At 64.8% G+C, this 13,886-nt stretch carries 15 protein-coding genes; 2 read left to right on the forward strand and 13 right to left on the reverse strand.

Annotated elements, in window-relative coordinates; translation table 11 throughout:
* Nucleotides 1–166: 166 nt before the first annotated feature.
* The 8 genes from tolA to ruvC form a co-directional block, all read right to left on the reverse strand.
* Nucleotides 167–1,264: a cell envelope integrity protein TolA gene (gene tolA, locus ABMC89_RS07175; protein WP_349566637.1), complete on the reverse strand. Its 1,098-nt coding sequence runs from the start codon at nt 1,262–1,264 to the stop codon at nt 167–169.
* Between the two features lie 4 nt (nt 1,265–1,268).
* Nucleotides 1,269–1,739 carry a protein TolR gene (gene tolR / locus ABMC89_RS07180; RefSeq protein WP_349566639.1) on the reverse strand — a complete coding sequence of 157 codons (471 nt, stop codon included), beginning with the start codon at nt 1,737–1,739 and terminating at the stop codon, nt 1,269–1,271.
* A 3-nt stretch (nt 1,740–1,742) separates the two neighbouring features.
* Nucleotides 1,743–2,438 (reverse strand): protein TolQ, encoded by a 696-nt coding sequence (gene tolQ / locus ABMC89_RS07185; RefSeq protein WP_349566641.1) that lies wholly within the window; start codon nt 2,436–2,438, stop codon nt 1,743–1,745.
* A gap of 109 nt (nt 2,439–2,547) precedes the next feature.
* On the reverse strand, nt 2,548–2,934 hold the full coding sequence (gene ybgC / locus ABMC89_RS07190) for a tol-pal system-associated acyl-CoA thioesterase (protein ID WP_349566643.1): 387 nt from the start codon (nt 2,932–2,934) through the stop codon (nt 2,548–2,550).
* Nucleotides 2,931–3,563 (reverse strand): hypothetical protein, encoded by a 633-nt coding sequence (locus ABMC89_RS07195; RefSeq protein ID WP_349566645.1) that lies wholly within the window; start codon nt 3,561–3,563, stop codon nt 2,931–2,933. Before ABMC89_RS07195 ends, ybgC begins: the two co-directional genes overlap by 4 nt.
* Before the next feature lie 120 nt (nt 3,564–3,683).
* Nucleotides 3,684–4,703 carry a Holliday junction branch migration DNA helicase RuvB gene (ruvB, locus tag ABMC89_RS07200; RefSeq protein WP_349566647.1) on the reverse strand — a complete coding sequence of 340 codons (1,020 nt, stop codon included), beginning with the start codon at nt 4,701–4,703 and terminating at the stop codon, nt 3,684–3,686.
* A gap of 48 nt (nt 4,704–4,751) precedes the next feature.
* The gene (ruvA, locus tag ABMC89_RS07205) at nt 4,752–5,417 is read right to left on the reverse strand and encodes a Holliday junction branch migration protein RuvA (RefSeq protein WP_349566649.1); all 666 of its coding nucleotides are present in this window, start codon (nt 5,415–5,417) and stop codon (nt 4,752–4,754) included.
* Nucleotides 5,414–5,920: a crossover junction endodeoxyribonuclease RuvC gene (gene ruvC, locus ABMC89_RS07210; protein WP_349568549.1), complete on the reverse strand. Its 507-nt coding sequence runs from the start codon at nt 5,918–5,920 to the stop codon at nt 5,414–5,416. Before ruvC ends, ruvA begins: the two co-directional genes overlap by 4 nt.
* A gap of 346 nt (nt 5,921–6,266) precedes the next feature.
* Between ruvC and ABMC89_RS07215 the strand changes: the two genes are divergently transcribed.
* Entirely contained in the window at nt 6,267–6,485 is a 219-nt protein-coding gene (locus ABMC89_RS07215) for a DUF1127 domain-containing protein (RefSeq protein ID WP_349566651.1), read from the forward strand.
* A gap of 179 nt (nt 6,486–6,664) precedes the next feature.
* On the opposite strand, the gene ABMC89_RS07220 is transcribed toward ABMC89_RS07215, so the two are convergent.
* From ABMC89_RS07220 to ABMC89_RS07240, 5 genes are all read right to left on the reverse strand, one after another.
* Nucleotides 6,665–7,012, reverse strand: coding sequence for a hypothetical protein (locus ABMC89_RS07220; protein ID WP_349566652.1), 348 nt, complete (start codon nt 7,010–7,012; stop codon nt 6,665–6,667).
* Between the two features lie 111 nt (nt 7,013–7,123).
* A complete protein-coding gene (locus tag ABMC89_RS07225; RefSeq protein ID WP_349566654.1) occupies nt 7,124–7,996 on the reverse strand; it encodes a 50S ribosomal protein L11 methyltransferase in 873 nt (290 codons plus the stop codon).
* Complete coding sequence (locus ABMC89_RS07230; RefSeq protein ID WP_349566656.1) at nt 7,996–9,390, reverse strand: MATE family efflux transporter; 1,395 nt, start codon at nt 9,388–9,390, stop codon at nt 7,996–7,998. Before ABMC89_RS07230 ends, ABMC89_RS07225 begins: the two co-directional genes overlap by 1 nt.
* Entirely contained in the window at nt 9,387–10,619 is a 1,233-nt protein-coding gene (locus ABMC89_RS07235; RefSeq protein ID WP_349566658.1) for an MFS transporter, read from the reverse strand. The genes ABMC89_RS07230 and ABMC89_RS07235 overlap by 4 nt, the downstream gene beginning before the upstream one ends.
* A gap of 189 nt (nt 10,620–10,808) precedes the next feature.
* Nucleotides 10,809–13,061 carry a primosomal protein N' gene (locus tag ABMC89_RS07240; protein ID WP_349566660.1) on the reverse strand — a complete coding sequence of 751 codons (2,253 nt, stop codon included), beginning with the start codon at nt 13,059–13,061 and terminating at the stop codon, nt 10,809–10,811.
* A 61-nt stretch (nt 13,062–13,122) separates the two neighbouring features.
* Between ABMC89_RS07240 and fsa the strand changes: the two genes are divergently transcribed.
* Nucleotides 13,123–13,776: a fructose-6-phosphate aldolase gene (gene fsa, locus ABMC89_RS07245; RefSeq protein WP_349566662.1), complete on the forward strand. Its 654-nt coding sequence runs from the start codon at nt 13,123–13,125 to the stop codon at nt 13,774–13,776.
* Nucleotides 13,777–13,886: the final 110 nt, after the last annotated feature.

The raw sequence follows: 13,886 nt of genomic DNA on the forward strand, positions 1-13,886 counted from the left end.
AATCGCCAGGCACAGTGTCAGAAGTCTCATAGTCCCTCATCCTTTCGGAGCGTATACGCCCCCGCAGTATTTCGTCGCATCCCGCATTTCGCAACGGGGAGAAAGAACTGCCTTCTCCCGCAGGGGAATGACGCGCATCTTTTCACGGCTGAACGCGCGAGTCGGGTCATCGGATCCGCATTCTTTCGGGGTTGAACGTCATTTCGATCTCTTGCCACTGGCCGTATTTCTCCGGCGGCAGCGGATAGCCTTCGCGCTGGCAGATCAGGATCGCGCGGCGCGCGGCGCCGAAGGCCGCATTGGCCAGCGCACTGTCACCGCCTTCACTGGCGACCATGCGTAGGCTGCTTTGCACGACCTTGCCGTCCTGCGTCATGGACATTGCCACGGTCACGGTCGGCCAGCGTGCGCCGGTATCGACGTTCCAGCAGTTCTGCACCGCAAGCCGCAGCGCATCCCTTTCGCCAGAAGACATCGGCGGCCCGGTCGGCACCTCGGTCTGCGCCGAGCTCATCGCCGCTTCCAGCGCGGCCTGAACGGCGGCATCGTCCACGGCGCTCGTGTCTTCCTGCGGCGCAGCGGGTGCAGGTGTTTCCGCAGCCTGCACAGGGCGCGGTGGCTCGGGGCGGCGGGCGGGCGGACGCGGCGAAGCTGTCGGAGACGCGGCAGGGGGCTCTGCGGCTTCGGTCACGATCCGGTCGGAAGCTTCGGGCGTCTGGGCCGCCTCGCGTGGCTCCTCCACGGTTTCGCCTGTTTCTTCCGGCACCGCGGCCTCTTGCGGCTCGGGCGCTTCGGCCACATCGGGCTCGGGCGCGGGTGCCGGTTCGGGCCGCACAACGTCGGCGGGGCGTTCAACGGGCGTGTCATCGACCGGCGCGTCCTTGACCGTCACTTCGGCAGGCGGCTCAGGCAGTTCCGGCGCAGCCTCCGATACCTGCGGCACGGGCTCTTCGACCGGTTCGGGCACCGCTGCCTCTTCGGCGGGTGGTGGCGGCGGCGTGACCGGTTCCTGCGGCGCCACGTCCACTTCGGGGGCGTCTTCGGTCACTTCAGGTGCTGCGGGCGTCGGGGTCTCGGCGATCTCCTGCGGCTGCTGGCGGGCGTCCATCATCGCGGCGAATTCGGCACCGCTGATGACCGCGACCTCCTGAAACTCGACAGGTTCGGGACGGCTGGAAAACCAGCCCCCGAACATGATCCAGCCGATCAGGCCGACGTGCCCTACCCCGGATACGATATTGCCGATCTTGCGCGTGCGCGACATCAGCTCAGTCCCCGGTCTGGTCCAGCGTCGGTCCGCCGATGTCCGTCACCAATCCGATGTTCGAGAATCCGCCGGCATTGAGCGCACCCATGATCTCCATCACCGAGCTGTAAGGCACCGCCCCGTCCGCGCGCAGGAACACGCGGTCGCCCTCGCGTTCGGCCGCTACCGCACGCAGCTTGCTCACCAGCTCCTCGCGCGGGGTCTCGGTGGTCATGATCTGCACCGCGCCCTCTGCCGTGAGCGTGACGGTCAGCGGCTCTTCCTGCTCGCTCGGCAGCGCCTGCGCCGCCGTTTTCGGAAGCTCCACCGGCACACCGACGGTCAGCAGAGGTGCCGCAACCATGAAGATGATCAGCAGCACCAGCATGACGTCCACGAAAGGTGTGACGTTTATCTCGGAAATCGGTTGCGCACCGCCACGGCGGCGGCGTCTGCCGCCCCCGGATTTCTTTTGCATGACACCCGCACCCATGGCTCAGCTGTCCAACTGGCGGCTGAGGATGGTGGCGAATTCGTCCGCAAAGGCTTCATAGCCGTTCAGGATCCGGTCGCTGTCGGCGTTGAGCTTGTTGTAGAACACCACCGCCGGGATCGCGGCCATCAGGCCAAGCCCGGTGGCCAGCAAGGCCTCCGCAATACCCGGCGCAACGACCGCAAGGTTCGTATTCTGCTGCTCCGCGATCTCGATAAAGGCGTTCATGATCCCGAAGACGGTCCCGAACAGACCGACGAAGGGCGCGGTCGATCCGGTCGTCGCCAGCACCGGCAACCCCTTTTGCAGCCGCTCGGCCTCTTTCGCGATGGCCACGTCCATGGACCGGTCGATGCGCGCGGTCGCACCGGGAATCAGGCCGCCGTCCTCGCGGTGCGACCGCCGCCATTCGGTCATGCCCGCGACGAATATCTTCTGCGACGCCCCGCGCGGCTCGGGACCGATTTCGTCGTAAAGCCCGTCCAGCGGCTCTCCCGACCAGAAGGCACGGTCAAAAGCCTCCGCCTCGCGCCGGGCGGCGCGATACTGGATGATTTTCTGCACGATGATCGACCAGCACCAGAAAGACGCCGCAACCAGCGCGATCATGACGAGTTTTACGGTGACGGTCGCTTGGGCAAACATGCCCCAAACGGTGATGCTGCCCCCGATTTCGGCGGCGATCAATGCTGTCTGCATGGGTGTGCTCTACTCTAACTGCCTCGGCGGGTCCGCTATCGGACTCCATTTGCGTGGAAACTAGCCCAGCGCAATCCAAAAGGCGAGAGATAGCTGAGCGCCGCCGCTCCTAGCCCTCAAGTCGGCGGAGTTCTGCCGGAAGGCGCACAGGCTTCCCGCCCGCCCCGATGCACACGATCTGCACCCGCGCGGTGAAAAGAAGCGTCTCGCCGCGCATCACCTCCTGCGTCATCACCATCCGCACGCCCGACAGGCTCTCCAGTGCAGTGCGCACGTCCAGTATATCGTCGAAGCGCGCGGGCTGGATGTAATCCGCCTCCACCCGTCGCACGGCAAAGACGACCCCCGCCTCCTTCATGGCAAGCTGGTCGATGCCCACATCCCGCACCCAGTCGCTGCGCGCGCGCTCGATATAGCGCAGATAATTCGCGTAATAGACGATGCCCGCCATGTCGGTGTCTTCGTAGTAGACCCGTATTTGCTTGCGATGCGTCATTGCGCGCGATCCGCGGCTTCGATCCGCGCATAGAGCCGCAGGGCATGGCTTGCGTCCTGTGACGCGGGCGGCAGCACCGGATCATAGGCCGCGCGGATCAGATCCGCGATCTCGGGCCGCAGGATCGTCCGCTCGGAAGAAACGGCAAGCGCGGAGCGATCCCGAAAGGCCGTATCCGACCACAGAAGATAGGATTGCACGATCTGGCTTAGCGCCAGTGTCTCCGCCGGGACGGCGCTCAGCTGCGCGTCCATGCGCAGGAACACGAAACAGGCCTTGATCGCGCCGTTTTCGTCAAAGCGGAAAAAACGGTACTGGTTCGCCTCCGCCTTCTGCAACCGGTCGACCAGCGCCAGCAGGTCGGGCACCAGCCGGTCCATCCCGGGCACCTCCGGCAGCTCCGCCCACTCCTTGAAAAAGAACACCATGAAATTCGAGCCCAGTTCGGCATCGGTCTCGGCCATCTTGTGACCCGCCAGTACCGACACCGCCTCGAGCGCGCCTTTCACCACTTCCAGCGTCTTTTCCTCGACACCGAAAACAACCGGAGCGATGGGACGCCCCCAGCGCGCAAAGAAAAACGCGCCATCGGCGCGGGTGAACAGGGCTTCGATCTCTTCTGGTGTCATGGCGGATGTCCTTTCGCGCCCTGCCTACTCCATCCGGGCCGCGGGCATCAATCCCCGCACCTGCGGCGGACGGGGCCACGGCGTCGGCTCTCCATTTGGCCAATAAACTCTAATCCGGCCTCAGCCAAACAGATCGACCTGTCCCTTGGGCGGCGTCATTCCCAGATGAATCCAGGCCTTTTGCGCCAGCATCCGGCCGCGCGGGGTCCGCTGGATCAGCCCCTGCTGCAGAAGATAGGGCTCGATCACCTCTTCCAGCGCATCCCGCGATTCCGACAGGGCAGCAGACATGGTTTCGATCCCCACGGGGCCGCCCTGATAATTCTCCGCGATCAGGCGCAAATACCGGCGGTCGGCCCCGTCGAGGCCCAGCTTGTCCACACCCAGCCGCGTCAGTGCCATATCGGCCAGCGCCTGTGTCACCCGACCATCGCCCTCGACCACGGCAAAATCCACGACCCGCCGCAGCAAGCGTCCCGCGATCCGCGGCGTGCCGCGCGCGCGGCGCGCGATCTCGCGGGCGCCGGCCTCCTCGGCGGGGGCGCCGAGCTTGCGCGCGTTGCGCTCGACGATCACGAACAACTCATCCTCGGTATAAAATTGCAGCCGCGTCGGGATGCCGAACCGGTCACGAAGCGGCGTGGTCAGCAGCCCCATGCGGGTTGTCGCCCCGACAAGCGTGAAAGGCTGCAACTCGATCCTGACGGTGCGCGCCGCCGGCCCCTCACCGATCACCAGATCGAGCTCGAAATCCTCCAGCGCGGGATAGAGCACTTCTTCCACCGCCGGATTGAGCCTGTGAATCTCGTCGATAAACAGCACATCGCGGGCTTCGAGATTGGTCAGGATGGCCGCAAGATCGCCCGCCTTGGCCAGCACCGGCCCCGATGTCATCCGGAACCCGACCCCCAGCTCGCGTGCCATAATCTGCGCCAGCGTGGTCTTGCCCAGACCGGGCGGGCCGTGGAACAGGGTGTGATCCATCGCCTCCTCGCGCTGGCGCGCCGACTGGATGAACACCTTGAGGTTGGCGCGCGCCTCTGCCTGCCCCACGAATTCATCCAGCATCTGCGGCCGCAGCGCGCGGTCGAAATCCTCGGGCATCGGCTCGGGTCGAAGGGTCGGATCGCTCTGGGTCATGTTGGCCTCGCGAAGAATGCCCGAACAAGGGCTTGATGAGCCTTACGTCTACTCTTTCGGTGCCAGCAGTTTCAACGCCGCGCGGATCAGTGCGGGCGTTTCGGCCTCCGGCGCGTCGGCGGCGGCCTGTGCCACGGCGCCCGCCGCATCGCCGGGGCTGTAGCCGAGGTTCGACAGCGCGGACAGGGCCTCCGATTGCGCATTGGCGTTCGCCGCAGGTGCTGCGCGGGGTTTCTTCGGTGCCGCACTCTCGACGACCTCCGCCTCCGCATCGCCCAGTGCCTCGGCCACGCTGCCGCCCATCGCCATCACCGACGGGGCCTTGTCCTTGAGGTCCAGAACCACCCGCTGCGCCAGTTTCGGCCCCACGCCCTTGGCGGCTTTCACCGCATTCCAGTCGCCCAGCGCGATCGCGCGGCTCACACCGTCCGGGCCCAGCGCCCCGAGTATCGCCAGCGAGGCCTTCGCCCCCACCCCCTGCACCGAGGTCAGAAGCCTGTGCCACTCCTTCTCTGCCAGCGTCGAAAAACCGAAAAGCTGCATCAGGTCTTCGCGCACCAGAAGATCGGTATAGACCGCCGCGACTTCCCCCGCGCCCGGCAACCCCGCCAGCGTCCGCTCGGAGCAATAGACCAGATATCCCACACCGCGCACATCGATCAGCACGTGATCCGCCGCGCGGTATTCGATGCGGCCGGTGATCTTCCCGATCAAGACGCCGCCCTCGCGACCGCCGCCGCCAGCGCCGATGCGCCGCCCTGATGGGCGTGGCAGATCGCCACCGCCAGCGCATCCGCCGCATCGGGACCCTCAATCTCGACCCCAGGAAGCTGCATCCGCACCATATGGGCGATCTGTCCCTTGTCGGCGTGGCCGACCCCGACCACCGTTTTCTTGACCGCGTTGGGCGCATATTCACCCACCTGCAGCCCCGCCTGTGCCGGCACCAGCAAGGCGATGCCCCGCGCCTGCCCCAGCTTCAGCGTACCGGCCCCGTCCTTGTTGACAAATGTATGCTCGACCGCCGCCTGATGCGGACGGTAGGTGGCAAAGACCCGTGTCAGCTGGCCATGAAGCGCCAGCAGCCGCGCGGGCAGATCCTGCGCCGCATCCGAATGACAGATCCCGTTTGCCACGTGGCTCAGCCTGCTGCCCGCCACATCGATAATACCCCAGCCCATATTGCGCAGGCCGGGGTCGATCCCGATCACCCTGATCATCCGCTCGCACCCTCGTTATTGTTGCTTTTCCGCTGCACTAGCACGAAACGCGAACATTGCATACGGTTTTGTACCACCATTCCAATTGCGACATTGCCGGTGTCGCATTTGCAACGCGGCGCGAAACCCGCGTCCAAAAACGACGCTGCGTCGCAGCAAAGCGGCACGGGCAGACTTTAAATTTCCCTATGTATTACAGTTAATTAAGCGAATATTTGCGACATGCAGAAAACGCATATCAGCTAGGCGTATTCGGTCCTTGCGCGGGGTTCTCACTCTGCCTATTTGCCGATCACCACGCTGAGAAAATCAGCTTAACCCTATCAAGAGAAGGACGGCTACAATGGCTGCTTTTGACACCACCCGCACCAGCTACGGCGTTGCTTCTGCCGCAAACCGCACAGTCGCATTTGTTGCCGACCTCGCGATTTCTGTCGTCGCATGGAATGATGCACGGATCACCCGCAAGGCCCTTTCTGGCCTGACAAACCGCGAACTGGCCGACATCGGCCTCGAGCGGGGCGACATCGACAGCGTCGCGCGCAGCAACCTGATCCGCTGAGGGTCGCGGCAACGCGGGCCCCTCCCTCCCGTTTTCTGCCGCCTCCCAAAGCTCAAGGCCGCGCCGGATTTCTCCGGACGCGGCCTTTTCTTTGCGCATCAAGACACACGCGCAACGCGATCACCGCGCGGCCCATCCCCCCGGAGGATCGACGCGGCGACCGAAATGGGTGAAGCGGCTCAGCGGAACAGCGGACCCATCTGGTTGGCGAGGAATTCGGTCGCCGGATCAATCGCCAGAACGCGCGCGCCCAGAACTTCGACAAAGTTGCCCGCCTCGAGCGTGCTCAGCCGGTCCTTGTAGGCGTCGGGCCCGTTGGCCGACAGAATGAATGCTTTGAAAACAAAGAAGGCCAGCACCAGCAGGAACGCGCCCTTGACGGGCAGGCGAAGGCGCATCTTCTTGGGTTGGGCAAAGATCACACCGTTGCGGTCAACCCGTGTGGTATAGCCGCGACGAACCATCTTTGAATGCCGGTCGCCTACAGTGTTGAGGCGGGCAATGAAGTGCTCTTTCGTTTCAACCATGACAGTGGTCTCTCTTGCAGTGGCCCCCACCGCTGCTGGGAGAATTTCCTAAGGGCTAAATGTGGCGGAAATGGGGCAATTGCGGCAAATTCAACGAAATTGCGTTTGTAATCAGGTGTTTTTCCGCAGGGTGAGCGTCGTCCAGTCACCAATGCTCTCGCGGTGGTGCAGATTGATGCCGGATCGTGCATAAACCTCGATCACCTCGTCAGCCTGTTCGTTCAGAATACCCGAGAGAATCGCGAAGCCGTCCGCATCAAGTGCGTCCGCCATATCGGGGGCAAGGGCGACCAACGGCCCCTTGAGGATATTGGCAAAGACCAGATCGAAGGGCGCGGCAGCGGCCAGCGCCGGATGATCGAAGCCCGCTGCCTCAACGCAGGACACGCGCCCTTCCAGCCCGTTGGCAGCCACATTGGCGGCTGCAACCTCGACCGCAACCTCGTCGATGTCCGATGCCAGCACCGGATCGTCCCAGATGCGCGCAGCCCCCATGGCCAGCACCGCCGTCCCGCAGCCGATATCGACAACCCTGCGCCCGACAAATCCGTCATTGGCCAGATGGTCCAGCGCCCGCAGACAGCCCAGCGTGGTGCCGTGGTGGCCCGTGCCGAACGCCATCGCGGCCTCGATCAGCAAAGGTTCGCACGCGTCCGGCACCTTATCCGCATCGTGGCTGCCGTAGACAAAGAAGCGCCCCGCCTCGACCGGTGCCAGTTCACGCCGCACATGGGCCACCCAATCGGTTTCCGGCAGCTCGCTGACGGTAAAGGGGCGCGCCCCGACCGCCGCAGCCAGCAGCGCAAGCGCGGTATCGTCGGGGGCTTGCTCGAAATAGCCGCCGACCTCCCACAGGCCCGAACCGTCCTCCATCTCGAAAACGCCGACACCCGTCGGCGCGGGATCGAGCGCCTCCATGGCATCGCCCAAACGGTAGGCTGCATCGCGGCCGGGCATTGTCGTCAGCGCGGTAAAGGTGGGCATCAGCGTCTCCTGTGTCTGTCGGGGTTCGGGTAGGTCCGTGGCGGCGGGGCGTCAAGGGTGACCGGATCGACCGCTTCGAGGGTCCTGACGTAAAACCAGCCCCAGGTGGCCGCCGCCGCGCCAACAACGATCCCCGCAGCCGCCTGGCCGTAGATGACGCCCGATGCGCCGAAAATGCCCGTGAACCACAGCGCCGCGGGCCAGCTGAGCAGCCCGTCCTTGGTCCAGTTCACAAGGGTCGAGCGCCCCGGTTTGCCCAGATTGTTGAACGCCGCGTTCGACACGAAAAGCGCCCCGAAGAAAATGAACCCGCCGACACCGATGACGGCGAAGGCGCGCAGCACCTCGGCCCCCTGTCCGGTCAAGCCGAAGGCGGCGATGATGTAGGGAACCAGCAGAACGAACAGCCCCCAGGCCACCAGCGTATAGCCCAGACAGAAGATCAGCGCATCGCGGTAGGTGCTGCGCACCCTGTCCAGCTGTCCCGCGCCGAAGTTCTGCCCGAAGATGCCGCCAATCGCGCCGCTCAGCGCGAAAATCCCTCCGAAAACCACCACTGTCAGCCGCCCGACCACAGCCCAGGCGGCGACCGCGTCATCGCCGTAGGGGGCCATCACGATCGTCAGAAGGTAGTTGCCGACAGGTGTGCTCATCTGGGTGGCGATGGCGGGAATGGCAACGGCAACGAACGGACTGCCGATGTTGCGCAGGGTGCTCAACCGGGGCCGGTCAACCAGCGCCAGCTGGCGGATCGCGAAGTGCACGGCCAGCACCAGCAGGCAAATGCGGAACAGGACCAGCCCGATCGCAGCCCCGTCCAGCCCCAGACCCATCCAGAAGATCAGCACCGGATCGATCAGCAGCAGAACGCAGCCCCCCAGAAGAGTGATATACATCGCCTTCGCGCCATAGCCGTCTGCCCTCAGCGTCCCCGACATCACCAGCGCGGCGGACATCGGAACAAGCGACGGAATGGTGATCGCCAGATAGCGCGCCGCGAGACGCGCGGTTTCCCCTTCGGCCCCTGCAAAACCGACCAGCGCATGCCGGAAGCCCACGATCAGCGAGGCAACAACCGCGAGGGTTGCCGCAGCAATCGCCACCGCCGCCCCGGCCTGACGGCGCGCGCGCTCGCGGTCCCCCGCCCCGATGCTGCGCGACACCACCGCCGTTGCGGCGATCATCAGCCCGACCGCGATGGAGACGGAAAAGAACTGCACCGCGTAGGCAAAGCCCACCGCCGCGACCAGCTGCGGATCCCCCAGTTGCGACACCCAGAGCAGGTTCGCCGCATCCACGATGAACACAAACGTGATCCCCAGCGCACCTGTCGCCGTCATCCGCGTGACATGCCCCAGCGTGGACCCTGTCAGGAATCGCCCCGCCTCGCTCATTCGGCGGCCTGCGGCAGCGCCCCGGCAAAGACGGTCTCGCCCCCGGGCACCGGATGGCGCGGGATCATGGCCGCCAGCAGGAAGGAGATCATCGCCATGCCCGCGGCAAGCAGGAATACCGCCGCAGGCGACGCAAGCCACAACAGCCCCAGCAAGACCGGCAGAAACACCGCAGCGATATGGTTAATCGTGAAGGCAACGGCAGCCGTGGGCGCCATATCCCCCGGCGCGCCGATTTTCTGGAAATAAGTCTTCAACGCAAGGGCGAGCCCGAAAAACATGTGATCCAACACATAGAGAACCGCCGCCACCTGAAACCCCCAGTCGAAGAAATAGACGCCGCCGTAGGCAAGAAAGACGCAGACCAGTCCCGCGTATTCGAACAACAGCGCGTTGCGCTCGCCGAAACGCGCGACGATGCGGCCCAGCATCGGCGCCACGATCATGTTGAGCACCAGATTGATCAGATACAGACCCGCGATCTCGTGCACGGCAAAGCCGAACTTCTCGACCATCATGAAACCGGCAAAAACCATGAAGATCTGCCGCCGTGCGCCCGACATGAACTGCAGCGCATAATAGAGCCAGTACCGCCGGCGCAGCACCAGCCGCTTGATCTGCGGATGCGGGCTTTCGTATTGCGGATAGGCCAGCAGCGCAAAAAGCGCCACGCCGATGGTGATCCCGCCCCCCGCCATGAAGACCACGTTATAGGTCAGGCCCAGAGGCTCCCACAGGACCATGATCACGAAATAGACGCAGAAAGTCGCGGCCGATCCGGTGGCCATCAGCCAGCCCAGAATCTGCGGCGCACGATCCTTGGGAAGCCATTGCAATTGCAGCGACTGGTTCACCGTCTCGTAGTAATGGAACCCGACCGAGCTCAGAAAGGTCAGGATCATGATCCCCGTCAGTTGCGGAAACCAGGCGGTGATCGCCGTGGCAGCCCCCAGCAGCATCAGGGACACGAGCCCGAGAACCTGCTCGCGCAGGACGATGATCAGAAAGATCACCAGAAAACTCAGGAACCCCGGAATTTCGCGGATCGTGTGCAACAGCCCGATATCGGCGCCGTCGAAATCCGCGACCTCTTTCACGAAGTTGTTCAACAGCGCGTACCAGGTGAAGAATGCCACCGGCATCGCCAGCGCCATCAGGAACAGCAGCGTCACGGGCCGACGCCAGAGGGGCTGGTCCTTCGCCTGATCGAGTGTGAGAAAATCCATCATGCGGATTTCATTACGCCCGCGCCTCGCCTTTGGCGAGACTGTTTTGGGCAAAACGGCACGGTCTGTGGGTCTCCATTTTGCCCCTAAACTCATGCCCGAGCCCGCCCGCACGCGATCCGTCGCCTAGGGGGCGGAAACGGGACGGCGGGCGGGGCGTCTTGCGCCCGCGCGCAAGAGCGCCGCACGGCGTCAGTAGAAACTCTGGGGATCGATATCGACCGCTAGACGCAAATCACCGGTCAGCCGGATCTGGCCGACCCATTCGGCCAGCGCCCGTTGCAGCGGGGCGGCCTTGTCGGCCTTCACCAGAAGCCGCACCCGATGGCGTCCGCGCACCCGTGCGACCGGGGCGGGCGCCGGTCCGAAAACCTGCGCGCCGACGGCGCGCAGCGCGCGGTCGTTGCGCGCCAGCCGGTTGCCCGCGTCGAACACCGCCGCGACATCGGGCCCGCTCAGTATGATCCCCGCCAGCCTGCCGTAGGGCGGCATGCCCGCCGCCCGCCTTTCGTCGGCTTCGGCCTGCCAGAACGCCTCTTCCTCACCGGCGAGGATCGCGCGGATCACGGGATGCTCGGGCTGGTAGGTCTGCAACAGCGCCGTGCCCGGCGCTTCGGCGCGGCCCGCGCGGCCCGCCACCTGCCGCATCAGCTGGAATGTCCGCTCCGCCGCGCGCAGGTCCGACCCGCTCAGGCCCAGATCCGCGTCGATCACACCGACCAGCGTCAGTTTCGGAAAATTATGGCCCTTGGCCACCAGCTGGGTGCCGATCACGATGTCCGCGGCCCCCTCGGCGATGCCCGCGATTTCGGCCTTGAGCGCGCGGGCCGATCCGTACATGTCCGAACTCAGCGTGGCGATGCGCGCCTCCGGCCAGAGCGCCGCGGCCTCCTCGCCCAGCCGCTCCACACCGGGGCCGATCGCCGCCAGCTTGTCCTCGGCCTCGCACGAAGGGCACACCGTGGGCATCGGTTTGCTCTCGCCGCACTGGTGGCAGATCAGCCGCTTGAGAAACCGGTGCTCTACCATCCGTGCGTCGCAATCGTCACAGCCGATCTGGTGTCCGCAGGCCCGGCACAGGGTGATCGGCGCATAGCCGCGGCGGTTGATGAACAGCATCGCCTGCTCCCCGCGCTCCAGCCGGGCGTCCACCTCGGCCTTCAGCCTTGGCGACACCCACCTGTCCGACGGCAGGCCCTCCACGCGCATGTCGATGGTACCCATCTGCGGCATCACCGCCGGACCGAAGCGCGATGTCAGCTCGAGCCTTTCGTATTTGCCTGCCTGCGCGTTCACCCAGCTTTCAAGGCTCGGTGTAGCCGAGGCAAGCACCACATGCGCCCCGCAGATCGACGCCCGCAGCACCGCCATGTCGCGCGCGTTGTAAAGCACCCCGTCTTCCTGTTTGTAGGAGGTGTCGTGCTCCTCGTCCACGACCACCAACCCGAGGTTCTGAAACGGCAGGAAAAGGGCCGACCGCGCCCCGATCACCAGCTGCGCCTGCCCTTGCCCAACCATCCGCCAGATCCGGCGGCGTTCGGTCATCGTGGCGCCCGAATGCCATTCGGCGGGTCTGGCGCCGAAACGCGCCTCGACACGGGTCAGGAATTCGGCCGTCAGCGCAATTTCGGGCAACAGCACCAGCGCCTGCCGCCCCTGCCGCAAGGCCGCCGCCACCGCTTCGAGGTAGACTTCGGTCTTGCCCGACCCGGTGACCCCGCGCAAAAGCGTGGTCCCGTAGTCGCCAGACTGGACGGCACAGGCCAGATGGTCGGAGGCCGCCGCCTGATCCGGCGTCAGCGCCTTGCCCGGCAGTTCCGGATCCAGCCGCCCGAAGGGCAGATCGCGCGGGCTGTCCTCCTCGCGCACAACCCCCTGTTTGACCAGCCCCTTGACGACCGATGGGGTCACGCCGGACATCTCGGCCAGTTCCTTGAGCGTGAACGCCAGATCGCCGTATTCGGCCAAGGTTTCGATCACCGCCGTGCGCGCCTTGGTCACACGGTCGGGATCGCCGGCCCCCCGCCGGTAGATCTTGCGCATCGACGGCGGATCGCCCAGCCCCGGCGCGCGCGTCGCCAGCCGCAACATCGCGCTGAGCGGTGTCAGCGTGTAGGCCGCCGATTTTTCCAGAAAGCTTTTCATCTCCTCGCGCATCGGCGCCGCATCCAGAACGCGAATGACCGAGCGCACCTTGGCATAGTCGAAATCTCCCTTGCCCGGCCCCCAGACGACACCCAGCACCTTGCGCGGCCCAAGCGGCACTTCGACGAAGGCACCGGGCCGGCAGCCACCTTCGGGCGCCTTGTAATCCAGCAGACGGTCCAGCGGCTGCGTGGTCAGAACCGCCACCAAGGCACCTTCGTCAAAGAATTCATCTTGCACCAAGGCGGCCTCTCTCGTTTCGGCGGGGCGGGTTTCGGGGGTTCTCGCGCGGCGGATCATGCGCTAAAGCGTGACCAGATATAACCGCCCCTGCCCTCATTCCAACCACGAAGGACCGGATATGAAGTTTTTTGTAGATACCGCCGATGTCGACGCCATCGCAGAGCTCAACGATCTGGGCATGGTCGACGGGGTGACGACGAATCCCTCGCTGATCCTGAAGTCCGGTCGCGACATCCTCGAAGTGACCAAGGAGATCTGCGGCATCGTCTCGGGGCCCGTATCGGCCGAGGTTGTCGCGCTCGAGGCGGATGCGATGATTGCCGAAGGTCGCAAGCTGGCCGAGATCGCCCCGAACATCGCCGTCAAGCTGCCGCTGACATGGGACGGGCTGAAAGCGTGCAAGGTGCTGTCGGGCGAAGGCAAGATGATCAACGTCACCCTGTGCTTCTCGGCCAATCAGGCGCTTCTGGCGGCAAAGGCGGGTGCGAGCTTCATCTCGCCCTTCATCGGGCGGCTCGACGATATCAACCTCGACGGGATGGATCTGATCGAGGATATCCGCACCATCTATGACAACTACGGTTTCTCGACGGAAATCCTTGCCGCGTCGATCCGGTCGGTCAACCATGTACAGGATTGCGCGCGCATCGGTGCCGACGTCATGACCGCACCACCGGAAGTCATCCGCAAGCTGGCGGCCCATCCGCTGACCGACAAGGGGCTCGACCAGTTCATGAAAGACTGGGCAAAGACCGGTCAGAAAATCCTCTGACATCCCGTAGGGCCGGCGCAGGTCGCGTCACAGTCGCGGAAAATAACTTCAATGCGGCGGAAAAAGGGGCAGCAATTTGGCGCTGCCCCTGCTAATGTCGCGCCAAACAA

Source organism: Sulfitobacter sp. HNIBRBA3233, from assembly GCF_040149665.1.
GTDB classification, from domain to species: Bacteria; Pseudomonadota; Alphaproteobacteria; order Rhodobacterales; family Rhodobacteraceae; genus Sulfitobacter; species Sulfitobacter marinivivus.